General features: G+C 55.4%; 19 protein-coding genes and 2 pseudogenes. 11 read left to right on the top strand and 10 right to left on the bottom strand.

The window, feature by feature from the left end; genetic code table 11:
- Positions 1-534: 534 nt before the first annotated feature.
- The gene (locus tag D8U70_RS04260) at positions 535-1,800 is read left to right on the top strand and encodes an abortive infection family protein (RefSeq protein ID WP_130928357.1); all 1,266 of its coding nucleotides are present in this window, start codon (positions 535-537) and stop codon (positions 1,798-1,800) included.
- A 652-nt stretch (positions 1,801-2,452) separates the two neighbouring features.
- Here the strand turns inward: D8U70_RS04260 and D8U70_RS04265 are convergent.
- Positions 2,453-3,127 carry a hypothetical protein gene (locus D8U70_RS04265; protein ID WP_206663043.1) on the bottom strand — a complete coding sequence of 225 codons (675 nt, stop codon included), beginning with the start codon at positions 3,125-3,127 and terminating at the stop codon, positions 2,453-2,455.
- A gap of 450 nt (positions 3,128-3,577) precedes the next feature.
- On the opposite strand from D8U70_RS04265, the gene D8U70_RS04270 reads away from it, so the two are divergent.
- From D8U70_RS04270 to D8U70_RS27915, 3 genes and pseudogenes are all read left to right on the top strand, one after another.
- Positions 3,578-5,473: an AAA family ATPase gene (locus tag D8U70_RS04270; protein ID WP_130928358.1), complete on the top strand. Its 1,896-nt coding sequence runs from the start codon at positions 3,578-3,580 to the stop codon at positions 5,471-5,473.
- On the top strand, positions 5,470-7,188 hold the full coding sequence (locus D8U70_RS04275; RefSeq protein ID WP_130928359.1) for an ATP-dependent helicase: 1,719 nt from the start codon (positions 5,470-5,472) through the stop codon (positions 7,186-7,188). Before D8U70_RS04270 ends, D8U70_RS04275 begins: the two co-directional genes overlap by 4 nt.
- A gap of 350 nt (positions 7,189-7,538) precedes the next feature.
- Positions 7,539-7,655 (top strand): annotated as a pseudogene (locus tag D8U70_RS27915) (hypothetical protein); the annotation flags it as partial.
- Between the two features lie 81 nt (positions 7,656-7,736).
- On the opposite strand, the pseudogene D8U70_RS04285 reads toward D8U70_RS27915, so the two are convergent.
- A pseudogene (locus D8U70_RS04285) lies at positions 7,737-7,868 on the bottom strand (IS630 family transposase); the annotation flags it as partial.
- A 223-nt stretch (positions 7,869-8,091) separates the two neighbouring features.
- On the opposite strand from D8U70_RS04285, the gene D8U70_RS04290 reads away from it, so the two are divergent.
- From D8U70_RS04290 to D8U70_RS04320, 7 genes are all read left to right on the top strand, one after another.
- Positions 8,092-8,946 (top strand): hypothetical protein, encoded by an 855-nt coding sequence (locus tag D8U70_RS04290; RefSeq protein WP_130928360.1) that lies wholly within the window; start codon positions 8,092-8,094, stop codon positions 8,944-8,946.
- Positions 8,947-9,513: 567 nt separating this feature from the next.
- Positions 9,514-10,401 carry a reverse transcriptase family protein gene (locus D8U70_RS04295; protein WP_177433945.1) on the top strand — a complete coding sequence of 296 codons (888 nt, stop codon included), beginning with the start codon at positions 9,514-9,516 and terminating at the stop codon, positions 10,399-10,401.
- 741 nt (positions 10,402-11,142) lie between these two features.
- Positions 11,143-11,448 (top strand): hypothetical protein, encoded by a 306-nt coding sequence (locus D8U70_RS04300; protein WP_129449910.1) that lies wholly within the window; start codon positions 11,143-11,145, stop codon positions 11,446-11,448.
- 60 nt (positions 11,449-11,508) lie between these two features.
- Positions 11,509-13,002 (top strand): hypothetical protein, encoded by a 1,494-nt coding sequence (locus D8U70_RS04305; protein WP_130928362.1) that lies wholly within the window; start codon positions 11,509-11,511, stop codon positions 13,000-13,002.
- Positions 13,003-13,226: 224 nt separating this feature from the next.
- Positions 13,227-13,580 (top strand): hypothetical protein, encoded by a 354-nt coding sequence (locus tag D8U70_RS04310; protein ID WP_130928363.1) that lies wholly within the window; start codon positions 13,227-13,229, stop codon positions 13,578-13,580.
- A gap of 614 nt (positions 13,581-14,194) precedes the next feature.
- Positions 14,195-15,121 (top strand): LysR family transcriptional regulator, encoded by a 927-nt coding sequence (locus tag D8U70_RS04315; protein WP_041476539.1) that lies wholly within the window; start codon positions 14,195-14,197, stop codon positions 15,119-15,121.
- A 104-nt stretch (positions 15,122-15,225) separates the two neighbouring features.
- The gene (locus tag D8U70_RS04320; RefSeq protein WP_076564722.1) at positions 15,226-15,852 is read left to right on the top strand and encodes a glutathione S-transferase; all 627 of its coding nucleotides are present in this window, start codon (positions 15,226-15,228) and stop codon (positions 15,850-15,852) included.
- A gap of 7 nt (positions 15,853-15,859) precedes the next feature.
- Here the strand turns inward: D8U70_RS04320 and D8U70_RS04325 are convergent, their stop codons facing one another.
- The 8 genes from D8U70_RS04325 to D8U70_RS04360 are packed head-to-tail and all read right to left on the bottom strand — an operon-like array spanning position 15,860 to position 24,848.
- Entirely contained in the window at positions 15,860-16,990 is a 1,131-nt protein-coding gene (locus D8U70_RS04325) for a glycosyltransferase family 4 protein (RefSeq protein WP_130928364.1), read from the bottom strand.
- The gene (locus D8U70_RS04330; RefSeq protein ID WP_130928365.1) at positions 16,991-18,121 is read right to left on the bottom strand and encodes a glycosyltransferase family 1 protein; all 1,131 of its coding nucleotides are present in this window, start codon (positions 18,119-18,121) and stop codon (positions 16,991-16,993) included. It abuts the gene before it with no gap.
- On the bottom strand, positions 18,105-19,472 hold the full coding sequence (locus D8U70_RS04335) for a glycosyltransferase family 1 protein (protein ID WP_130928366.1): 1,368 nt from the start codon (positions 19,470-19,472) through the stop codon (positions 18,105-18,107). The genes D8U70_RS04330 and D8U70_RS04335 overlap by 17 nt, the downstream gene beginning before the upstream one ends.
- Positions 19,469-20,722: an ABC transporter ATP-binding protein gene (locus D8U70_RS04340; RefSeq protein WP_073470833.1), complete on the bottom strand. Its 1,254-nt coding sequence runs from the start codon at positions 20,720-20,722 to the stop codon at positions 19,469-19,471. Before D8U70_RS04340 ends, D8U70_RS04335 begins: the two co-directional genes overlap by 4 nt.
- Entirely contained in the window at positions 20,722-21,519 is a 798-nt protein-coding gene (locus D8U70_RS04345) for an ABC transporter permease (RefSeq protein WP_130928367.1), read from the bottom strand. The genes D8U70_RS04340 and D8U70_RS04345 overlap by 1 nt, the downstream gene beginning before the upstream one ends.
- Entirely contained in the window at positions 21,520-22,962 is a 1,443-nt protein-coding gene (locus D8U70_RS04350) for a mannose-1-phosphate guanylyltransferase/mannose-6-phosphate isomerase (RefSeq protein WP_130928368.1), read from the bottom strand. It lies immediately after the preceding gene.
- A gap of 3 nt (positions 22,963-22,965) precedes the next feature.
- The gene (gene gmd, locus D8U70_RS04355) at positions 22,966-23,937 is read right to left on the bottom strand and encodes a GDP-mannose 4,6-dehydratase (RefSeq protein WP_073470836.1); all 972 of its coding nucleotides are present in this window, start codon (positions 23,935-23,937) and stop codon (positions 22,966-22,968) included.
- Positions 23,934-24,848 (bottom strand): GDP-mannose 4,6-dehydratase, encoded by a 915-nt coding sequence (locus D8U70_RS04360; RefSeq protein WP_073470837.1) that lies wholly within the window; start codon positions 24,846-24,848, stop codon positions 23,934-23,936. Before D8U70_RS04360 ends, gmd begins: the two co-directional genes overlap by 4 nt.
- Positions 24,849-24,981: the final 133 nt, after the last annotated feature.

A 24,981-nucleotide genomic window follows, 5' to 3' on the forward strand; every position in this document is an offset into this window, starting at 1 on the left:
TACCTGCCACTGTGAGAGTTTGTCATCCGACAAATCATCCAACATCTTGCGGTTTGGATAGCTCGCGACGCCCTTGCTTGTGTGTTCGAGTTGAAACTAGGAATGCCTGGTTATTAAGAGCTTAGATGGCCTGGAGCGCTGATATTCAGCCGGCAGTGAGGCAAGTGTGTTGTCTAGAGCTGTCAACTTGATGATCAACACCACTAAATACGAAGTTAGGACAATCACTAGTTAATTTTCGGCTATGACCCTTCCCCTGGCAGGAGTATCGGCCCATGCAAACCATGATCCTTTTCCCTGGTGACACCCCGGTCGACAGTTCAACCCATGAAGGGAAAGGCACGCTTGCAGGTTAAAGGAATGAGGAACCCAAGTAGGGAAAGGGCTGAAAAGTGAAAGGCATGTGAATGGCCCCCTTGTTTGCTGGGCATGCTCCGGGTTTAGCTTTTTCACCGACGCATCTAGTTTTTGATAGCAGATGGCCCTTCCTGCTAGCTACGATGACTCTAAGTTATCTGAATTGGGGGGGGCCGTATGGAGCAAACCGAAATTGAGCCGCTTTTGGCGACGGTATACGCGGTTCTGCGCGCAGAGGGTGCTGATGAGGCGGCGGAGGTAGTCCGTGGTCATCCTGCAAATGCGGAGCTGACAGGCAACGACAACTGGAATGGCGGAACCAACTATTGGGAAATCCACTTCATCATTCCTGCTTTGGAGTACGCCAAGCTCGGGGTCAAACGGGTCCAGCTACAGGAAAGGATCACAACCGCGCTGAGGACGGTAACCGAGCACGAGCAAAGCGACGCGTACTCGGCGCTAATCGTGCCTGCACGTGAGTATCACGTGGATTGGCGTTCCGGGAAGTCTTCCAACCTACCGAAATCGGTGCGGCAAAACATCACGGACGGCCTACGTCTAGAGAACGTGAAGTGGTATGGGGAGCTCAATGATGTTGAGTTTCTGAGTCGGCTATATGAGCTTGAAACCCTTCCCTCTACGGACAGTCGCTACAAAGACGCTGTCGGCGACATTTGGCAGCATCGCTATAACAACGATGACTGGGAGGATGACTGGATCTTCAGCGACTCCAGATTCAACCTCTTCGATGGGAGCGCTGAGGCATTTCTCCGGTTTCTCTGCGAAACGGTGCACCCCGTAGTTCGTCCCCAACGAGAAGAAGCGATTAAGCTCGTTGAGCATTTCAACTATCAACTCCAGAAAGCCGGCTGGGAGTTGTACCAGGAGCAGCAAATTGCCGGCCGCCCACGCTTTTCCTACCGGTTGATAAGCAGCGCTTCGACAGAAGCGAACGCAACCAGGTCGGTCATGCGAGCGAGAGTTGTTGTCGAGGCGCTGAGCGCCGGATGGATGGCGAAGCAAATTGAACGTCTGGAATATGCCGTAGATTCAGACCCCGAATTGGCGATCGGGACGGCCAAAGAACTGGTAGAAAGCTGCTGTAAGTCCATTCTCACGAAACGAGAGATTCCGTTCACCAAGGCCGATGACCTAGGCAATCTGACGAAGAAGGTTACCAAAGCATTGCAGCTGGTTCCCGACGGAGTCAGTGAAGCAGCTAAGGGCGCTGAAAACATCAAGAATATCCTCCGCAACCTCACTCAGTTGACCAGCAATCTCACACAGTTGAGAGGTTTGTACGGTACCGGACATGGCAAGGACGGCCAACATCGCGGGCTGCAGCCCAGGCATGCTCGGCTTGCGGTTGCCGCAGCAGTGGCATTTATCGATTTCGTATCGGAAACGCATCGATACCGAGAAGCTTCCGAGCCGCAGAGGTGAAGAGCTTGGCAGAGCAGTCGTTTGAAGGACCCGATGGGCATTAGCCCCGACCGGCTCGCCTCCAGCCAGACGCTTCCAGATACCCCCATCAACAAACAGCGGGCTGACGCCCGCGGAAAAACTTAACGCGGTGTCTGAGATTAGTTGACCACTACACTCCCTGCCGTAAAAAGATAAAGGGGTGCTAGACTCCTTGCGAGGTCTAGCACCCCTAACCTTGCGCCACCACAGCCCTGACCAGTCAAGACTCGACCCTCAGCTGGTTCAGGGCTTTATTTTTGAGGGCGCCGAGGTGGGTGGATTGGCACTCGACGCCCGCGACTCTTCTCCTCAGTAATTGCATTTTTTGGCCTCCTCTAGGTTGTATCGATCAGCTAAGCGTTGCACCACCACAGCCCTGACCAGTCAAGACTCGACCCTCAGCTGGTCCAGGGCTTTATTTTTGAGGGCGCCGAGGTGGGTGGATTGGCACTCGGCGCCCGCGACTCTTCTCCTCAGTAACTGCATTTTCAGCCTCCTCTAGGTTGTATCGATCAGCTAAGCGTTGCACCACCACAGCCCGACCAGTCAAGACTCGACCTTCAGCTGGTCCAGGGCTTTATTTTTGAGGGCGCCGAGGTGGGTGAATTAGCACTTAGCGCCCCGTACTCTCCTACGCATTAGCATTCGTCCTCCTGATCCGCTTGGGTTTGGTGGGTGGAGCTGGGGCCGTCTCGTCCAATACGGAGGGGCTCGATGCCTGCTTAGCAACTTCAGCAGCCACAGCCGCCTTCTCTGCTTCTTTGAGCGCGGCCCAATAGGCATGGAGCGCTTCTATGTCGCCATAGGCACCGATCTCCGGAAGTCGCTCGATGAAGCGGCTATACAGGCCATCCTGAACCTTGCCGTGGCTGCGCATCCACTCGACCGCAGCATTAGGATTGGTGAGCATCACGTAGTGAAATTCGCCGGATGCGCCTGGCTTGGTCATGATGAAGTTCAGCTCCCGGAGCTTCTTCATCCGGCGACGCCAGGTGTCCACGGCCCGCTCCCCGAGAAACCCGGCTTCAGCCGCAAGCGTGCTTGGGTTCTCGATCGTTATGACCGGATGATCGGGCATACGCGCCCATAGACAAAACAGCACGTGCCCGGCAGGCTGCCCCTTCGAATCGGCGTCAATAATCTGCATGGCAATGGGCAGGGTTCGAGGAATCGTGCTAAAGCCGTCGTGGGTTTTTCGCGTCCATTTCAACGCATCGGGAATGGTGGGAAAGTGGACCAGCATCAGTTGCTGAGCACGTTCCGCCATCGTTAAGCGGCGTTTTGCTGACTGTTTTGAGTTGGCCATTGTGCAGCCCTTATCCGTTTCTGTTGGGTTCAGTTTCCGGGCATCTGTTGACGATGGCAAACCGTCATTACACGCTCATATCGCGCATTTCTATGCACGTGAATGAACGATACAGACCACTCAAATTCCTGATATGAGACTAGTTCAGGTAATCGAATTGCGTGATATCGCGCAGAAAATATTTATAACCTGCTGAATTTCATATTTTTATTTTTGTTTTTCGGTGCTCAGTTGTGCTGAATGTACTCGGCGTGCTCAGTGTGCTCGCCGTGCTGCAGGGTGTAGGGTGTGGGAAGAGGGGCATGGCGAGGTGGGGCAGCATCCTTTTTTCGCACCTGAAGGCACGATCGCCTTCATCAATAGCGGACCTTGGAAGTCGGAGAGCGGAAGCCCTATTGCGCACTTCAGCTCATATAGGCTTTCATCCGCACAACAAGGATGGAGACTTTAATGTACCTCGCTGAGCTGACTATTAAGAATTTCCGCAAGCTACGTGACGCCAAGCTGAAATTTCAGCCTGGGTTGAATGTGCTGGTAGGTCCAAACAATGTTGGCAAAAGCGCTGTAGTGGATGCGCTTCGGACCCTTCTCGCCGGTCATGACGAACCGTATCCCCGCCTTGATATCGCCGACCGGCACCGTCCGCTTGAAGGCGAGCCGGCTGGCGACATTTCCTTCCATTTTGTCTTTCGTGATTTAAGCCATGATGATGAAGCGGACTTTATCGCTGCGCTCAAGCCTGCTGCTGAAAAGACCATGGAAGCCCATATCCATGTCCGCTATACCGACGCAGATCAGACAGGACGCTTCAGGGTGAAGCGTTGGTGTGGAGATCATCAGGACGTGGCCCTTACCTCAGACATGATGGAAAACCTCAGGGGCGTTTATCTCCAACCCCTGCGGGATGCCGCTCAGGGACTTCGACCCAGCCGCAACAGCCAGCTGGCACACCTGCTTCACATGCTTACGGATGAACCTGCCCGTGACGCGATTAACCAAGCATTGAAGGAACTGGACGAAAAGCTCCAACAGACCGAAGCGATCCAGAACACCCATACCGCGATTTCGTCCCGACATGGCCTGATGATGGGCGATCAATTGGCACAGACACTCGCTGTTGGGCTTAGCGCGACGGACTTTCAGCGGTTATCTGCTCGGCTTTCCCTCACGGCTCAAGCAATGGAAATTGAGCAGAATGGCCTAGGTTTCAACAACCTGATTTTCATGGCGGTAGTGCTAAGCGAGCTGGCCAAGAATCCGGACGCCGCGTATCGCAGCTTGATTGTTGAAGAGCCGGAAGCCCATTTGCATCCCCAGTTGCAGCGCGTGTTGTTGCGCTACCTCGCAGGCGTGCCAACGAGCGAAGGTGAAAAGGCGGTGCAGCTGTTCGTCACCAGTCACTCCCCCAATTTTGCCAGCAACTCCAAGCTCGAATCCCTGGTGTGTTTGGTTGAGAACGATGCCGGCGTAGAGACCTTCTTCCCGCGCGACATCAAGTTCGGTAAGGGCAAACGCGAAAAGCTGGAGCGCTATCTGGACGTTACCCGAGCCGAACTTTTTTTTGCTCGCCGGGTTATATTCGTGGAAGGCGCCGCCGAGCTCATGCTCGTCGATGCTCTGGCCACGCTCATGGGGCTGGACTTGCGAGAGTTCGGGGTCAGCCTGATCAGTGTCGAAGGACTCAATTTCGATTCTTTCCTACCCTTGTTCGGTGAAAACGGACTTCGGATCCCGGTTGCCGTCGTAACCGACGCCGATCCTTTCGAGGAGGAAGAGGCCAACGAGCTTGCGGAAGGTGCGCTGGATGCAGGTAACATCGAAGACATTCTCGCCGAGGCTGCGTATCTCGAAGAAACGGACGCCCCTGTCGCCGACGGTCCTGACGCGGATGGTCCGTTGGCTGAGCCTGCGAAGAAAAAGAAGAAGCTAAAACGGAAAGAAGTTTACCCGTCGCTGGGAGACGAGGTGAGGCTGTCGAGCAACACCGTCAAGATGAAGGAATCGGAAGACGCTTTCGTCAAAGTGTTCCACGGTTTGAAAACGCTGGAATACGACCTTGCATTACTTGAGGCGAACCGCGACCCGATGCTCAAGGCTTTGGCAGACCCTCATCCGATCATTTCGGCAGCGCTACGCAAGTTCGTCGATGCTCAGCCAGACAACACCGCGAAGGCGAGAGCGCTGTTTTGCGGTATGTTCGAGCGTAAAGCGAGTAGCGGTAACCTGCAAAAGGGTCGGTTTGCCCAAGCTTTGGCTGAACAGATTGCCAGCACGCCAACGTGCGAAGTACCTGATTATCTCCGTAAAGCGATTGAGCATGTCTGCCAGGGAGCGATCAAACCATGAAGCTCTCCGATGAGCAGAAGGACATAATCAATGCGCCTCTAGGGCCTATCGCTGTCACAGCCTGCGCAGGTAGCGGCAAGACGGCAACAGCTATCAGGCGTCTGATTGCCGTCCGGCAAAAAATGGAAAATAGCCGGGGTCGAGTTGTCCTTTTGTCTTTCTCGAATGTTGCGGTCAATACCTTCAACAAAGGCTATGCCCAGCTCGCTTCAGACCTTCCAGATGACGCCAACCGCAAACGCGTGGAAGTGGACACGCTCGACGGTTTCTTCACTCAGCATGTGCTGCGCCCCCACGCTTACCGGACAATGTCCTCAGACCAAGCTGCGTACCTTGTATCCGGTACAGAGCCATTCCTGACCAACTTTAAATACTGGCCTGAGGAAGGACGTCCGACCCCCATCAAGGACGTCAAATTGGGCCTGGAGCATGGGAACTTCTACTTTTTCACCGGTACCCACGATGATTTGGTGATGCTCGATACTGTCAGGGCATCAGAGACGATCAAGCGCCTGGGCCGCATTGGGGCTTACACGCACGAGCTTGGCCGGTACTGGGTGTACCGGACGTTGATGGGTCAACCTGCAGTCTTGCGAGCGCTTGCCGCCCGCTACCCACAGATTTTGGTCGATGAGTCCCAGGACCTGGGCACCTTGCATCAGGCCATCTTGGAATTGCTCATCAAGGCTGGAGTTCAAGTCTCGCTCATCGGCGACGTAAACCAGGGTATTTACGGCTTCGCAGGTGCTGACGGTTCATTTCTGAGCACCTATTACGACCGTGCTGGGGTGAATGACTTCAAGCTCACGCGCAATTATCGCTCTCTGCCTCCAATCATCAGCATCGCCAACTCGCTCTGTGGCCGCGAAGATGACGCCGATCGGGAGCCTGAAAACGGAGGGGCGTATTTTGTCGGGTACAAAGACTCGGAGCTTCCTAATCTTTTTGAGTCTTTCAAAGCGCAAATTGACGACCTGGGCATGCAACATCAAGATGCGGTGATACTCAGCCGGGGGATTGAGCGGGCGGCAGTGCTTTCCGGCAAAGCCGCTCCTCCAGGTCAAGGTACGGTTGCTCTGTTCACCGAAGCAGCATTGCTCAGAGACCAGCAAGGCCGCTATCAAGAGTGCTTCAAGCTTGTATGCCGAGCAGTGGTGGGGTTGATGGATCAGCCGCCGCATGGCCTCAGCACTCACCTTCAGGGTGCCCCGCAGGATGCATTGTCGCTTGGGCTTAGACGACTGCTGTGGGGCTTCATCCGCAACGCTGAGGCCGGGCTACCTTCATCTACGCTTTTGGCCAAAACCGAATGGCATCCCAAATTAGTTACCAATCTCAAAAAACTTCTCGCGACAACCGAAGGGCAATGTGGGTTGAAGGCCGCAGACAAGCTGGGCAATAAGCTGGCTAAAACCGGGTTGTTGGATTTTCCCCTGACTGGTGCGGTGGAGGAGAAAGATCGGGGCCCCGGGATTAGAGTGGAAACCATCCACCAGGTGAAGGGCGAGTCTATCGGTGCGGTTCTGTACGTAACCAAAAAGCCGAACGTTGACGCCTTGCTTGCCGGCACCCTTACCGAGGAAGGTCGCATCGGCTATGTCGCCGTGACCAGAGCGCGGAACCTGTTCTGGCTGGCCGTGCCACATACTTGCTTGAAAGCACTTCGCCCGAATCTGATTGCCGCTGGCTTTGAAGAGTTTCCTGCCCGCAAGTAGCCAGGATCAAGCGGCATTGCTCAGATGGGCATCAAGGCACGCTTGCAGGTTCAGGGAATGTATGGAAAGGGCTGAAAAGTGAAAGGCATGTAAATGTCCCCTGGTTTGCTGGGCATACCTCAAGTTTAGCTTTTTCACCAACGTATCTAGTTTTTGATAGCAGATGGCCCGTCCTGCTAGCTACGATGACTCTCAGTTATCTGGATTGGGGGGCCGTATGGAGCAAACCGAAATTGAGCCGCTTTTGGCGACGGTATACGCGGTTCTCCGCGCGGAGGGTGCTGATGAGGCTGCGGAGGTAGTCCGCGGTCATCCTGCGAATGCGGAACTGACGGGCAACGACAACTGGAATGGCGGAACCAACTATTGTGAAATCCACTTCATCATTCCTGCTTCGGAGTACGCCAAGCTCGGGGTCAAACGGGTCCACGGACAGTCGCTACAAAGACGCCGTCGGCGACATTTGGCAACATCGCTATAACAACGATGACTGGGACGATGACGTTGCACGCCCGCTTTGTGAGTCGAACTGTTATCCAGGATCACACCCCTTCATTGAGCAAAAGCAGTATCCGCGCCCGCTGAGCAAGGCTCTGCTCCAGCGTACTCATGCGCAGCCAACCTTGAAGTGTAAGAACGTCGGCGGGCTGCAGTGCGAAGGGAGAAATTGGACGAGGCATGCCTGGAACCATCTCGGGGCGAGGGGTGCACAGTAGATCGTTGTGCGTTAGAAAATAAACTAACCACTCACGACACTAGTATAAAGCTTTCAAAGGTGGTTCGTTGTTGTTGATATCAAATTATCTTTGAATTATGCTTGATGTGAAAGACTGTAGAAGATTTTTATAGTGTGATTCTAGCGTTTCGTCCTCAGGCAAATATTTATTTTGCAAGGAGTTTTCTTTGAGCTTGGTCGCAACAAAAGTCTCAGCGGATGTATTATATGACATGTTTGAAATAGTTGAGGCTCAGACTTGGGTCAAAGCGTATTTAGATGAGTTTTCAGATCTGTGGAATATCTGTGATCATCGAAGCGAACAAGTATTTTTGAAAGAGCTGATAAAAGAATTTGTGATACTGGACTCGATAAAAGAGCGAAATGCATACAGAGATCTCAGTGCTAAAATCACAGCTTGGGCGTTGAGTCCAGAAACCACGTGGATAGTTGCAGCCTGTAACGATATGGAAATTGATGGCTCTGTAGCAGCCATGCAAAAGCTTAAAAATAAGTTAGATCCCTATGATGATTGGCACCTTCGGATGTTACCTAGCATTCCTAGTGGGGCGAAGTCTATACAGAACGGTGACGTCGTCGTGCTTTTTGATGACTTCATTGGTAGCGGTGGAAAGCTAATTACAAAGGCAAAGTGGCTGACCAAAATTCTTTCGAAAAGAGGAGTTGAAGATTTTACCCTTTATTATATGTCTGTTGCAGGCATGCGGTTTGGATGCGATCGGATTGCGGATGAAACCGGATGCGAAGTATTTACAGCAATATCTCTAGATCGAGCTATTTCAGACAAGTATGAGCCTAAAGTGGCTGATGAATATAAGCTACTTATGCTTGGGTTGGAGCAGAAACTGCACGAAAACTATAAAAATAAAAAAATAAAAGACTACAGCTTTGGGTTTTCCAAAAGTGAAGCGCTGTACTGCGTAGAAAATGATAATTGCCCTAACAATGTCTTCCCTGTGTTTTGGTGGGCAAAGTTGAAAAGCGGGGATAGCTTTAGAACCCTCTTGAGGCGGGCGGGCTGATCAATGAGCTCAAAAAGAACAGCGCTCAAAGAGTTTATTGAATTTATTTCTGATCGGAAGTGGCACGAAATTTATGATTTTCACTTTCAGCATGGCGTCTCCCCTCTGCTAATTATAGAAGTCATGGATTTTATGGTCCGTAATGATTTAATTGTTAGGGAGGGTCGAAGCGTTCGACTTTCACCAGATCTATCTAATGCTAAGATCGCGTTGCTAAACAGGCTCCGTAAAACTCAACGGCCTAGTGTGTTGGATGAGTACACTCCTAAAGCCTTGACCGGAGCACGTCGCTATGTATAATGCGCCCGTTGGGGTCGACTCTAGTAATCGAAGGTGTATCCGCCTTTATCATTCAGGCTGATTTTAGCCACGAATGAATTCAACTCTATCGCTCCACTCGCTTCGCTCGCTCCTCGATAGAGTTAAATCCATTCACTACGTGAATGAATTTAAGTGAAAAGAGCAAGCTGGTAGGGTCGGCCTTCAACACTAGTTAGGTTTTCTATGCAGATAGATTCGCACTTACATATGCTCCTTGGTATTTCCACCGAGGAGGAGCTTTCTGTATTGTCACGCATTATAGCAAGCCCATCGAGCTTCTATAGAGAATTCAAAATTTCAAAAAAAAGTGGTGGAACTAGGACAATAAGTTCCCCATACCCTTCCTTAGCGATTATACAGAGTAATATTCTGAATAATTTGTTTTTTCCTTTTGAGTCCAACTCCTCTGCCTGTGCATATGTGAAAGGTAAGAGCGCGATTGATCATGCTCGTATTCATGTCAATGGTAGGGAATTATTGAAGCTTGATATAAAAGACTTTTTTCCTAGTATTTCTAGGCAAATGGTCTTCGAAGCTCTTCAGAGAAATGGGGCTAAAGCTGATGTGTGTTTTTATACTTCGCTTATTTGTATCTTGAATAATGGCCTTCCACAGGGCGCATGTACAAGTCCCGCACTTAGTAATCTAGTGTTCAGCCCGATAGATGTCAGACTTGCCGGACTGGCAAATTTTTTTGGTTTAAAATATTCTCGTTATGCAGACGATCTAGCATTTTCAGGGGAGTTTATACCTAGGGATTTGGCGTCATTGGTAGGCGAGATTTTATTGGAGTATGATTTTCATCTAAATCATAAAAAAACGCAGCTAAAGTTGGCTGGTAGGAAAAAGATTGTAACGGGCATCTCAATATCTTCTGGGCAAGTTAGGGCTCCGAAATCATTTAAGAGAAAGCTCAGGGCTCAGATTTATGAGTTGGAGAAAAATATTGGTAGTCTAGCGCGGCTGCCAGATTTTGATCCGTTAATTTATGAGCGTTTAATAGGTCGAATTAATTACCTTCTCCAAATCGAACCCGAAAACAAGTATGCGCAGGTGAAGAAAGCTTACCTGAGTAAATGCCATCAAGATTTTCTCGGACTTGTTGATGAGCAGATTATCAGTGAATTTGTGTAGTTTCGCTTGAGCTATAAAAATAGTATTCGGCTGTTATCTGTTATATCGTGCAATTGAAATTATGCTTTAGATCGCGTTTGCTAATACTTTCAAGCTTTTAGATTTCATAGCTTTTACACCTTATTTTTCTAAGTTCTTTTTTCACCCGATTGACTGTTGCGACACCACAACCTGCCAATGTTGATGTTTGATCTGCTGATGCACCTGGAAACTTTTCTAGAAGCACCTTAGTGCAATTTCTCCGGCCAGATATGTCGTCGCGAGCAGCACCTCGCTTGCACATAAACTCGGCAAGCCCCTACCTTCGCCGGCAGGGCTACTATTGGCCCTAGAGAAGAAATCGCTCCCGACTCAGGTAGGCTTTCTTCTCAAGTTTACACCGATGGTACGCATCCGCGTACAGGGGTGGTTAAGTGGGGAGTATCGGAAACGCATCGATACCGAGAAGCTTCCGAGCCGGAGAGGTGAAGAGCTTGGCAAAGCAGTCGTTTGATGGGCCCGAAGGGCATTAGCCCTGATCTGCTTGCTTCCAGCCAGACGCTTCCAGATATCCATCAACGAACAGCGAGCTGACGCCCGCTGTGGCCGAGGAAAAACTTAACGCGGCGTCCGAGATTAGTTGACCACTACAGTGGTGGGGGCCAGCGAATTGTAGCCATTGAAAAAACCTACCCTAGTTGAGAAGCGGCCTGTTCAGTACCTTTCACCTTGCGATCAACGCAATCAACCAAGAGGTGAGTCATGAAAGAAAAATTGAGTCGTGCGGCACGGGCGTCCAAGTCTGTCTACAAGGCTGGGAGTGAGCATTACCACTTCAACATGGGATGCATGGAACAGGGTGAGCCCCGCATGCTGGCTGCAATGCAGGAGGACATCCTGAAGAACCAAAAGCTTTCCTTCGAGGACGCGGCTTTTGCTGCTGCAGTTGAATTCAAGGTCATGAAACGGCTTGAGTCCGGTGAGGAGCGTTTCAAAGCGATTCGTGAGCGAGCGGCGTCAGCAAATGTCACTACCCAGGCGATTCCGGCCCCCGGTTTGTTGGCTTAAGAACCTTAATTGCCGCCTCAAGAACTAATGGGGCGGCACACTCTGATCCAGGAGACACATGTGGATTTAGAAAAGCTTCGTGAGCAGGTTCAAGAACAGCCGGAGGTTCAGCAGTGCCCGGAAGGGCCTTTTAGCCGGGCTTTTCTGCGGGGACACGCAAGGATTGGTGTACGCACCCTAGATACGATGGCATACAAATGGCCGAAGAACTCTCAATCGCTGGTCGAGCTCATCGTCAACTACCTGCTGACCGATGACGAGCGTGGCATGGTATTCCCATCGGCCTATGATATGGGGAACCGGCAGATACTTGATTCGGAAAGCACTCGTCCAGCTCGTATCTCGGAGCACTTGCAGGTGCTCTTTACCGGTCGCGCCCCAAAACCCCTGTTGAAATCTGTCAAGGATGACATCAAGCAGTGGACAGGCCATGAATTTAGGGCCTACTGGGAGTTTGATCGGAGCATTGCCACCAAGGTGCTGTGTGGTCTCTACGAATTTAGAGCGTGGAATCGTCCGACACTGACTAGCCTTCTGCAACGCCTCGAGCCCGCTAGGAGTTTTTCTTCTGAATTCAGTAGCGCCTGGCCGTTTACGTCTGATGGTGAATCCGCAAGGAAGGCCCGAGAGATCGTTGCTGTCGTCGCGGATCTCAAGGCCATGATGACGTTCCAGATGGGGAGTGACCATGATCACATGAGGCAAGTCCTGCTGTTACTGCAATGCCAGTTCGAAACCCGAAGCTTTCCTCACGTATTCAGCACCCTGAAAGGCTACCGACCGATGAAGGCTCAGGTGATCCAAGAGCTAACCACATGGCTGCCTCAAGGCAGTGCCAAAGCGGCGGGTAGGCTTGATCAGGCGCTATACATCTATCTCACGCTCCTGGAGATCGAACACAAGCTTCATGCGACCGATGCGCTGGTAGAGTTCTTGAGCACGGATAGCAGCATTCCAGTCCTTACTAATTTGGAACCAAGTGGTGAGCTGCTGTATGACGAAAATGAAATCGATGCTCATCAGATCTTCGATGGGCTCGAAAGCATTACTGGCATCCATATAGAGCGACAGGAACGGCAGTTTTACTGGAATTGCTCTAGCTTGGTGCTGGCGATGAGTCTCAGGGTGAGCGAGGAAATTTCTCTGGTGGAGCGATTTTCGGCGTTGGCAGCAGTATCAGGCACCAGGGTGCAAGAACTGGAGTATCCAATCTGGTGGAAAGGTTACAAATCGATTAGCCAGAGACCTTGGTTCTATCTCACTAGTGCAGTGGAGGCCTTGTCTGAGAGCGCTATAGACAGTGTGATTGACACTGTCCCTTATGGCTACCGAGAGTTCTGGGCACAAAGATACAGTCTGATTGTGCATCGTGCTTTGAGGGCCGAGGAGGTATGGCTTGATTGCAACTACTGCGCAAGCGAAGAAATCAGGATGGTCGTGGAAATGTTTCGTTCGATGGATGCGGATGTAGCTGTTCAACACGCCGACGCGTACATCCAGATGAAGATTGATAACAGCCGGAGGCAATCGGACAAGATTTTAGCTGACAGGTAGGTGCTCGTTGTGGGGGCACCGGCGCGACTGGCAAAGACACCTTGCGAAGGTCAGTTTGGCATCCATTGCTGCGGCAAAAGCTGCGCAATCTTACTGGCCTTATGAGTCGGCATCCAGTTTTACACGGTCCTGACGCAGGTATATATAGCGCTTCCGGGGCGACCTCGTGAACCTGATTGAGAAGGCGAAAACCCATGGATATCCCTGAGAACCAAGGAGTAGTTATGTCCGATTCACCTGAAAAAGTCACTGCGCTGCAACAGTTGGCGCAGTTGGAGCAGGAACTGAAGGAAGCCGAGGAAGCCTTGGCGCAGTGGCAAGAGTACGACTTTAACCGGAGGGACGGCAGCGGCGCCCAGGACCGTCGCCACGAAGAGCGGGGCGAGCGACTCCGCAATGCCGTATGGTCGGCGCGCCAAGCTGTTGACGCCCAGAAGCGCTATGTCGCCCAACTGCCTTTATGCAAAGGAGCGGTAATGTCCACATCAACTGAAAAAGCAGCCGCCTTGCCGAGACTTCACCGATCCAGTCTGACTCCTCGCGAATCATTGTCTGTGCTGGATTCGTGCAGTTTTTGAGGTGGGTCAGTCTTGCCACGCTATGTGGGTGGGGCAATTCGGGGTCGGCGACAACACCTGCAGGAATAGGCTGTGACGTCAGTAATGTCTGAGGACCAAGGCGTCGGCAAGTTAGGAGCGCTCAGACTCAGCCAAGGTGTTTTTTTGTCCGAATTCGTCAACTCGATGATCAACACCACTAAATACAAAGTCAGGACAGTCACGAGTCAATTCCGACTTTGACCCTTCCCCTGGCCGGAGAATCGGCCATGTTTACCATGATCCTTTTCCCAGGTGACACCCCAGTCGACAGTTCAACCCACGTCTGGTTGATGACCATCGGTCTCGTTGCCTACTTCATCCCTCGTCGATGATTCTACGACCGGCGGCCACCTGCCGCCGGTCCTCTTGAACGCGCGTGAAAGCCGTGTCGTTTCTGGTTGCGACAGTTTTAATTGTCTAGAGCATGAGGCTTAAGTCGCGATTTATACTGTTGCGACAGTTTTGCGTTTCCTCCGAAGATGGCTGAAGAGCCCGAGGAATCAGCAGCGGCTGCGACAGTTTTAATTCTCTAAATTCAGCTTCCCCAATCGCAGCCTCGGCTGCGATTGTCGTATCCGCCGCCGAGGAATCCCATGGACCGCTTTCAGGAAATGCAGATCTTCGTTGTCGTCGCCCAAGAGCAAGGCTTTTCGGCGGCTTCGCGGCGTCTGGGTCTGTCGGCGGCGAGCGTCACCCGGGCGGTGGCGGCGCTGGAGCAGCATATCGGTACGCAGCTGCTGGTGCGCACCACGCGCACCGTGCATCTCACCGAAGCCGGGCAGCGTTATTTCGATGACTGCCGGCGGATTCTTGCCGAGGTGCAGGAGGCCGAGGATTCGGCGGCAGGCAGCCATGCCTTGCCGCGCGGGCAGTTGACGATTACTGCGCCGGTGCTGTTCGGCGATCTGTTCGTGACGCCAGTGATGGCCGATTACCTTTGTCGTTATCCGGATGTGTCGATCAACGCGCTGTTGCTGGACCGGGTCGTCAACATGGTCGAGGAGGGCATTGATGTCGCGGTGCGCATCGGTGAGCTGCCGGACAGCAATCAGCATGCGATTCGCGTCGGGGAAGTGCGGCGGGTAATCTGCGCTTCGCCGGGCTTTCTGGCTGAACATGGCCGCCCGGAGCATCCGCAGGCATTGGCCGGGTTGCCGGTGGTGGCGACATCGGCGATCGGGCAGCAACGCAACTGGCCGTTTCTCGACGGCGGTGAAGCACTCAGTGTGCGCACCGAACCGCGCCTGACCGTCACGGCCAATCAGTCGGCGATCACCGCCGCGCGAAAAGGCTTGGGCCTGACGCGAGTGCTGTCCTATCAAGTAGCGGACAAGGTCGCAGCGGGCGAGCTGGAAATCGTCCTCGCCGAGTTTGAATTGCCGCCGTTGCCGATTCATGTGGTGTATCAGGGCGGGCGCAAGGCACCGGCGCGGATCCGCAGTTTTGTCGACTTCGCCGTGAAGGCGCTGCGTGAGCATCCGGCCTTGAGTGCTGCGGCGTTATTGCACGAGATGAAATAATCGATTGCAGTGGCTGGTTATTCTGTTGTTCCGGCAACCCATAGATGATGACTCCATCGGCGCGCTCATCCCCGTAGCGACGTCACTTTCCAGCGGAGTCGACCATGCAAGCGATCAAACTCTACAACTTTCCCCGTTCCGGTCACGCCCACCGCGTCGAGTTGATGCTGTCGCTGCTGCAACTGCCGACCGAGCTGATCTTCGTCGATCTGGCCAAAGGTGAGCACAAGCAGCCGCAGTACCTGGCGATCAACAGTTTTGGCCAAGTGCCGGCGATTGATGACAACGGCGTGGTACTGGCTGATTCCAACGCGATTCTGGTTTATCTGGCGCAGAAATATGGCAACGGACGCTGGCTGCCGGCCGACCCGGTGGGCGCAGCGCATGTGCAGCGCTGGTTGTCGGCAGCGGCGGGACCGATTGCCTTTGGCCCGGCGGCGGCACGCCTGATCACGGTGTTTGGTGCGCAACTGAATGCCGAGGAAGTCATTGGCCGTGCGCACAACCTGCTCAAGGTCATGGAACTGGAGTTGGGCAAAACTGCATATCTGGCGGGCGAAGAGCCGACCATCGCTGACGTGTCTGCCTACAGCTACATCGCACATGCGCCGGAGGGCAATGTCTCGCTGGATGACTACGCCAACGTTCGCGCCTGGCTGGCACGAATCGAAGCGTTGCCGGGTTTTGTCGCAATGCCGCGCACTGTCGCCGGGTTGCAGAAAACCGCGTGATCTCCACTCAAGCGTAGGACAGAGCCTTTTCAGCCAGCAGTTCCTGATACAGCTCTGTCCACTTGCGACCCATCTCATCGGCGGTGAACAGCTGCCGATAGCGCGCTTCCGCTTTGACCCCCATCTCGGCAGCACGCTCAGGGTTTTCCCAAAGCGTACGCATGGCTTCGCGAAAGGCCTGTGGATTGCTCGGCGGAACCACCAGTCCGGTTTCGTTGTGGATATTGATGAAACTTGTGCCGGTGCCGATTTCGCTGGAGATCAGCGGTTTGCCGTACATCGCGCCTTCGAGCAGCGAAATCCCGAAAGCCTCGGAGCGCAGGTGCGAAGGAAATACGATCGCGTAACTCAATTGCAGCAACGCCACTTTGTCCTCGTCACTCAGACGGCCGAGAAAGTGAATATTGCGCAGGCCCAGCGCGGCGGCCTGTGCATGCAGTTCCTGCTCCAGCGGACCGGCACCGACGATCACCACCGGATAATCGACGCCCTTGAGCGCATCGAGCAGGATGTGCAGCCCCTTGTAATAACGCATCACCCCGACGAACAGAAAAAACTTATCCCCAAGCTGTTGGCGCCAGCGGTTCATGCGTTCGGTATCAGGCTGTGGATAACCTGCTTTATTCAGGCCGTAGGGGATAACGCGGGTCTTGTCCTGAAACTGCTGCAGCACATCGCTGGTGTGCAGATAGTTCGGCGATGCAGCAACGATGCGGTCGGCGCTGGCGAGGAAGCGATTCATCAGTGGCCGATAGAGCTTGAGGAGATGCTTCTGGCGAATGATGTCCGAGTGATAGGTGACCACGCTCGGCTTGTTCACGGCGCTGGCGAAATGCACCAGATCCATGAATGGCCACGGGAAGTGATAGTTGATCACGTCGGCTTCGGCGGCCAGCTCACGGAACTGCTTGAACACGCTCCAGGAAAAACCGGTCGAGGCGAACTGAATATCCAGCTTCGCCCGATGTACTTCGTGCTGGCCCAGTTGCACCACAGGCGGCGTCGGATTGGTGCTGAGGGTCAGCACTTGCCCATCGATGCCATGCTGGGCGCCGCTTTCGCACAACTGAAAGATGACTTGTTCGATGCCGCCGACCGAATCGGGCAGGTACGTCTTGAAGAAATGAAGAACGCGCATTCAACCTCCCATGGCCTGGCGATAGGCACCGGCCGTAGCCTGTGCACAACGTTGCCAGGAAAAAAGCCGCGCCTGCTGCAATCCTGCTTCGCGGCAGGCCTGCCAATGCTGCGAGTCGTCAAGCAGACGGCTCATTGCATCGCGCAGGCCCTCGGCATCGTCCGCTTCAATATAGTTGCCAGCCGCACCGGCCACTTCCGGCATCGCCGAAGAACGGGTGGTCACCACCGGCGTGCCACTGGCCATGGCTTCCAATACCGGCAAGCCAAAGCCTTCATATAACGATGGAAATATCAGCGCCCGGGCGCCGGCCAACAGTTGCGCCAATTGCTCATCGGGCAGATAGCCGAGCAGGCACACGTGGCCGCTGGCCAATGCCTGGCGTAGTGGCTCGCTGAACTGCTCGCGCTGCCAACCGGCCATGCCCGCAATCAACAAGGGAAAGCGCTGGCGCACAGCGTCTGGCAGCAGGGCGTGGGCCTGCAACGCCAGGCTCAGGTTCTTGCGTGGCTCCAGGGTGCCGACACAGAGGAAATATTCCCGTGCCTGGACGGCGTGAGCCTTGAGCACACTGTCGATTTCCTCAAGTGGCCGAGGACGGAAGCGTTCGGCCACACCCAACGGCGCCACCACGAATCGCTGTGCAGGGAGATTGAAGTAGGCCTGCGCCTCGTCAGCGATCGCCTGCGAATCGGTCAGAATGACCCGCGCCTGCTCCACGCCGGCGGCCAGACGACGTTCGATTTCCCTCAAACGTGCTGGTGGCTGGGTTTCTGGAAAATGCAGGTGCGTCAGATCATGCAGGGTGATCACGGTCGGGCCGTCGAAGGCCAGGGGCCACAGGCTCGGCTCGTGATAAAGATCGAGCCCTTGTGCACGCCCCTGATCAAAACGTTTCTGCTCCAGCCAGCGGCGTGCCTGATAAGCCCCGGGAATTTGCCGCAGCAATGGCGTCATGCGCGAGTAGCCGGGCATGGCTGCGGCCGGCAGGGCCGAACTCCAGCCCCATCCGTGAAACAGGCTTACGTCCACATCGGGTTCGCTGTGCAAGGCGTTGACCAGTTCGGCGACGTAGTGGCCAATGCCGGTGCGCGGTGCTTGCAGGATGCGGGCGTTAAGAGCAATGCGCATGCGGCCTCGCTTGCACGCGCGGGGCCTGCTGAACATGGGCAAGGCTGCGTGTCGCCAACTGCACACTGGCCTCGCGCCAGCCGATCCAGCGCCAGCCAGCGACGTCGCGGGCGGCGGGAAACTGTCCGCTGCGCTGATAGGTTTCGATCAGATCGGCAAGGCTTTGTGGATCCAGCAGATCGAAATACGCCATGAACTCGCCACCGATTTCGCGGAATACCGCGATGTCGCTACCCATCGCTGGCAAACCGCGCTGCATGGCTTCCACCAGCGGCAGGCCGAAGCCTTCGACGAACGAGGGGAAGACCAGCGCACTGGCGTGCGCGTATGCATATTCAAGGCTGGTGTCGCTCAGGTCATTGAACATGAACAGGCGCCGATTCAGTTCCGGATGATTGCGGATTCGCTCGAGCAGCGCGTCGCATTTCCAGCCGATACGTCCGGCGATGCACAAGCGTGCCGTCGAGCCGGCAGCCCAGGCGCGTTCGAAGGCGTCGAGCAGGTACCCATGGTTCTTGCGCGGCTCAATAGTGCTGACCATCAGGAAAACCGCTTCGGACCCGAAGAACAGATCCTTGAGGCGTGGTTCGATCGTTGCCGCGCCGTGATGCAGGTCGAGCTCGGACCCCAGATAAAAATAATCGAACCAGCGCTTTTCAGTCTGCTCGGCACCGATTCTGCGTTGCAATTCACCACGCACCTGATCACGCACCGTGGCGGAAATTGCCATGTAGCCGTCGGCCGTGTGGGTAATCCAGTCGAACCACTCATTGAAAACTTCGACCAGACGCGTGTCGTAAAACTGCGGATGCGTCAGCGGAATCAGGTCGTAGATCACCGCGATCATGCCGACGCCGTCGCGTTTGAGCTGCTCGACATGGGCGAAAAAGTCCGAGTGCCAGGATGAATCCAGCAGCACCAGTTGATCGCCCGGGTGGTGTTGAAGCGGCGAGCAACGTTTAAGCAGCTGCCTGCGATTGATCCGTCTGACCAGCCGAATCGGCAGGCCGAGCACGGCAAACTGGGTCAACCGATAGCTGACATAAAGGAGCCGCCGCGCCAGTTTCGACGTGCATAGCGCATCGCGGCGCTGATGCCACTGCCAGAAACGATGGGCGAGGCGCTCCAAGCGTTCACCGAAGGTTTCGAGGCTGTTCCAGAACGGTGTATCGAGTGGCGCCAGTTGCAGCACGCGGTAGAGCTGGCGATTGATCACCACCACCGGCATGCACTCAACGCCGTCAGCGCTGGCGGGCAGCTGCTTGATGACGTTGCGCACCACGCGCTGGATCCCCGAATTGACCTTCGGATGTCTGAATACGTGAGTGCATTCGACCAGCAGCCGGGTCATGGTGTGTGCTCGACGTGGCCGACTTCGGTATGACGGCTGATTGTGGTCTGCGCATTCAGCCATGAGCAGCCGACGAAATCTTCGCGTCGATTGTTGATGACATGAAACACCAGACCGAAATCACGCCATTCGAAGTTTCGATCCAGATGCGAGTCCAGCCTCGACAGGCTCAGCGCTACGGAATAGTTGCCTTTTCCAAGGCCCATCACAAACGCGAAGCGATAGTTGATGCGCTCACCGGCGCGCAGATTTTCCAGCGCCTGGTTCTGGCGATGGGTATTGATCCCATACATGGGCTGGCCGAGACGATCCTTGATCATGAAACCGAGCACCAGCCTCTCGATGTCCTGACGTACCTCGACGTCCACTGCCAGGACCACTGGCTGGCCGACTTCGGCGGCCTCGATCAAGCGCTCGGATTCGTCGAGCAGGCGCACCCGCACAATGCCGGCTTCACCGGTACCCGACACGGTCTGCACGTGGCCGCCACTGAGCATTTCCTGGCGCACTGTCTGGCCCTCGCGCTCGGCGAGCAGAGCGTTGTAATAATCCATTACGGCTTCAGGCCTGTCGTGCATGGCCAGACGGCCACCATCAAGCAAGATCGCGGTATCGCAGATCGACTGAATCGCCGAGCGGTCGTGGGACACGATCAGCAAGGTTGTGCCAGCCTCGCGAAAGCTGCGGATGCGCTCAAAGCTCTTGTGCTGGAAATACGCATCCCCGACAGACAACGCTTCGTCGACGATCAGAATATCGGGGCGGCGTGCGGTGGCGACGCTGAACGCCAGACGCATCTGCATCCCACTGGAATATGTACGCACCGGATGATCGATCGCCGCGCCGATTTCCGCGAAGCTCTCGATTTGCGACATCAAGGCGTTGATTTCTTCAAGTTGCATGCCGAGCAATTGCCCGGCCATCACGGCGTTTTGCCTGCCGGTAAAGTCAGGATGAAAGCCCATCCCCAGTTCCAGCAATGCGGCGACCCGGCCGGTCAGCTCAATGGTGCCGCAGGTTTGTCGGGACGTGCCGGTAATCATCTTCAGCAGCGTACTCTTGCCTGCGCCATTGACTCCGACGATGCCCACGGCCTGGCCCGCAGGTATTTCGAAGGTCAGGTCCTTCAATACCCAGTGCCGGTTGTGCCGCAATCGGGAAAAGGGAATCAGCCATTCGGCCAGACGACTCCAGCGACTGGGGTATTGTTTGTAGGCTTTGCCCAGCCCGGTAACACGGATATGTCCCATCAGAGTTCATCCACCATTTCACCGACCCGCTGGCGGAACAGGCGCAGTCCTATTGCGCAGAAGATCGCGCCGATCATGAATGCCGGCAATAGTGAACTCCAGGCTGGCCACTGGCCGTAAAGGAAGACATTCTGATAGCTGGCAATCAGGTTTGTCAGAGGGTTGAATCGCAGCAGACTCTGCAGCCACTCCGGCAAGATGGTGATCGGGTAGACGATCGGTGTCAGCCAGAACCAGAACTGCAGACAGATGCCGAACAGTTGACCGACATCGCGAAAGAACACGTTCAAAACGCCGAGGACCATGCCCAGCCCGGCGCAGAACATCATTTGCAGAGCAATCAGCGGAATCAGTGCCAGTAAAGCCATTCCCGGCCAGCGCCCGGTGATCAGCAGAAACCCGAGAAACAGGCTGATGATGATCGCGAAGTTGATCCCGGCGTTTATCAACACAATCACCGGCAGGCAAATCCTCGGGAAGCTGATTTTCTTCAGCAGGTTGGCGTTGTCGAGAAACATGTTCTGGCTGCGCAGGGTGATTTCGGAAAACAGCCCCCAGGCCAACAGGCCGGCGCACAGGTAGATGCTGTAAGCCATGCCGTCAGCTACCCCGGGCAAACGGGCGCGCATGATGTGCGAAAAAATTACCGTGTAAACGATGATCATCGACAGCGGATTGAAGATCGGCCATAGCGCGCCGAACAGCGAGTTGCGATAACGCGCTTGAAACTCGCGCTGCACGCTGCCGAGGATGAATCCACGGTAGCTGTGCAGCGAGCGGTACAGGGAAAGCAGCATTCAGACCGTCCTGCCATATTGATCTTCGAAGCGAACGATATCGTCCTCGCCCAGATATTCGCCGCTTTGCACTTCAATGATGACCAGGTCGATCACTCCGGGGTTCTCCAGGCGATGCTTGTGGCCGGCAGCAATGAACGTTGATTCATTCTTGGCGACCAGGGTCGTGCCGGAACCGTTGTTGGTGACCTTGGCCATGCCTTCGACCACTACCCAGTGTTCGTTGCGATGATGATGCATCTGCAAAGACAGCTTGCCACCGGGTTTGACCACGATGCGCTTGATCTTGAAACGCGGGCCTTCCTCCAGAACGGTGTAGGTGCCCCAGGGACGGCTGACAGTACGATGCAGGCGATAGGCTTCGTGGGACTTGTCCTTGAGTTGCTTGGCCACGCGGCGTACATCCTGTGCACGGTCGGCATGGGCCACCAGCACCGCATCGGCGGTGTCGACGATGATCAGGTTATCCACACCGACGGTCGCCACCAGCCGGCCTTCGCTCTGCACGAAGTTGTTGTGGCTGTCGATGAAGATCGCTTCGCCGCTGGCGCGGTTGTTGTCGGCGTCGGCGGGAATCAGCGCGGCGACCGCGTTCCACGAACCGATGTCGCTCCAGTCGAAACCGGCAGGTACCACCACGACTTTTTCCGAGCGCTCCATCAGCGCGTAGTCGATGGAGATGTCGGTGATTTCGGCAAACAGGGCCGATGACAACTCCTGTTGCAGGCAGCCGACCGTTTCGACCGGTGCGCTGACGGCCATGCAGGCGCGGGTCTGTTCCAGCAACTCGGGTGCGTGCAGTTGCAGTTCGGTAATGAGCGTCGCGGTGGTGAAGCAGAACATTCCCGAATTCCACAGGAAGTTGCCGCTCTCCAGGTAATGCGTGGCGGTCTGCAAGTCGGGTTTCTCGACGAAACGCTGCACCTTGGCCGCGCCTCTGGCGTCCAGCGGCGCACCGGTCTCGATGTAGCCGAAGCCGGTTTCCGGCGCGGTCGGAACTACGCCGAAGGTCACCAGATAACCGTCCTTCGCCAGATTCACTGCGTGCTCGACCGCACTCTTCAAGGCGTCCTGATTGACGATCAGATGATCCGCCGGCATCACCACCATGATTGCGTCGTCACCATGCAGCACCTGCAATGACAGTGCTGCCGCTGCGATCGCCGGTGCGGTGTTGCGCCCGCTCGGCTCCAGCAGAAAGTGCCCGCGATGGCGCGACACATGCGCCGCGCAGTAGTGATCCTTGCTCTGGAAGTAATACTCGCGGTTGGTCACGGTGACGATGTCGCCCCAGCCGTCCAGCAACGCCGCCGCACGCTGGTAGGTCTTGCCCAGCAGCGACTGGCCGTCGGGCAGGGTCATGAACGGCTTGGGGTGGCCCTCGCGGGACACCGGCCACAAACGGGTGCCGGCACCGCCGGACAGAATCACCGGAATCAGCATGGCCTACTCCTTGGCGACGCGTTTCATGTCCGCATCCATCATCATGCGGATCAGGGTATCCAGGTCGGTTTTCGGTTTCCAGCCCAGCACTCGCTGAGCCTTGGCCGGGTTGCCGAGCAGCACTTCGACTTCGGCCGGGCGGAAAAACGCCGGGTCGATCTTCACGTAATCGCGGTAGTTAAGGCCAACGTGATCGAAGGCAATGCGGCACATTTCGCGCACGGTGGTGGTGACGCCCGTGGCGACCACGAAGTCGTCGGGTTTGTCCTGCTGCAGCATCAGCCACATGGCTTCGACGTAATCGCCGGCAAAGCCCCAATCGCGTTTCGCGTCGATGTTGCCCAGCGCCAGGTCATGCTGTTTGCCCTGCTTGATGCGCGCGGCGGCGTCAGTGACCTTGCGGGTAACGAATTCGATGCCGCGCAGCGGTGATTCATGGTTGAAGAGGATGCCGCTGCTGGCGTGCAGGTTGAAGCTTTCGCGGTAGTTGACGGTAATCCAGTGGCCGTAGAGCTTGGCCACGCCGTAAGGGCTGCGCGGGTAGAACGGCGTGTTCTCGTCCTGTTGCTCAGCCTGGATCAGGCCGAACATTTCGCTGGTCGAGGCCTGATAAAAACGCGTGTGCGGACTGAACTGGCGGATCGCTTCGAGCAGGTGTGTCACGCCCAGCCCATCGACGATGCCGGTGGTCACCGGTTGATCCCACGAGGCGGCGACAAAACTCTGTGCGGCGAGGTTGTAGACCTCGTCCGGTGCCGATTTGATTACCGCACGCTGCACCGAGCAGGCGTCCGCCATGTCGCCGTCGAGGTAGACGATATCGGCTTCGATACCCGTCTCGCGCAGGCGCCAGCGTGAATCGCTGCTGCGCCGGGCGACGAGGCCGTGAACCTTGTAACCCTTGTCCAGCAGCAGTTTGGCCAGATAGGCGCCGTCCTGGCCCGTGATCCCGGTAATCAGTGCACTTTTTGTCATTGTTGTCGTACTCGCATCTCCCAGTCGGACAGGATCGCCCGCAGGGATTGTTGTGTGGTGGTGGCGGGCGCCCATCCTGTGGCGCTGGCCAGTTTTGCGTGACTGCCGCAGACACGGCGCTGGTCGGCGCGCCGCATGCGCGCCGGATCCGCCACCAGTTCTACGTCGACTTCGGCCAGATCGGCCAATTGCTCGATCAGGCTGCGAATGCTTTGTTCGCGGCCCGAGCAGATGTTGTAGACCTGCCCGGGTGTGCCGTTTTCCAGCAGGGCGAAATACGCTGCGATCACGTCGCCGACATCAAGAAAATCCCGCGTAACGTCGATATCGCCGACTTGCAATTGCGGCGCTTGCAGACCCTGTCTGATACGGCAGATCTGCCGGGCGGCGCTGGCGATGACGAAGCTGTCCTTCTGCGCGGTGCCGATGTGGTTGAACGGACGCGCTACCAGCACTGGCCAGCCTTCACTCAGGCCCCATTGCAAACTGAGGAACTCCGCTGAAAGTTTGCTCACCGCGTAAGGATTGCGCGGCAGCGGCGGTTGTTGCTCGGTGATTGGCAGATGCTCTTCGGCGACTTGCCCGTAAACGTCGCCGGAGCTGACGTACAGGAAAGTGCCGGAAAAGCCGCGAGCCTTGAGCGCCTGCAGCAGGTTGAGGGTGCCGAAAAGATTGATATCGAAGGTGCGGGCCGGGTCACGAAAGGCTTCCGGCACGAAGGTCTGGCCGGCCAGATGAATGACTGCATCCGGCAACTCAGGCCAAAGGTCGATGAGGCTGTCGGCGTTCGTAAGGTCGTAGGCCGATGCGGCAGGCAGCAGCTCCCACGACGAGCCCGGCGACGCCAGACGAGACTGAATGTGTTGTCCCACGAAGCCGCTGAGGCCCGTGACGAACAGACGTTTTTTCAAACAGCGACCCCTTGGTCATGACTCGCGCCGCTTTCCTTACACGCTTTGAGGAAAGCGCTGTCAGACCGGAGGAAATATCCGGTGAAACAGCAGGCGAAGCCGTTGTTGTAGTTGTTTGGTTGCCAATCTGTGC

This window comes from Pseudomonas sp. Sample_20 (assembly GCF_004307585.1).
Classification (GTDB): domain Bacteria; phylum Pseudomonadota; class Gammaproteobacteria; order Pseudomonadales; family Pseudomonadaceae; genus Aquipseudomonas; species Aquipseudomonas atacamensis.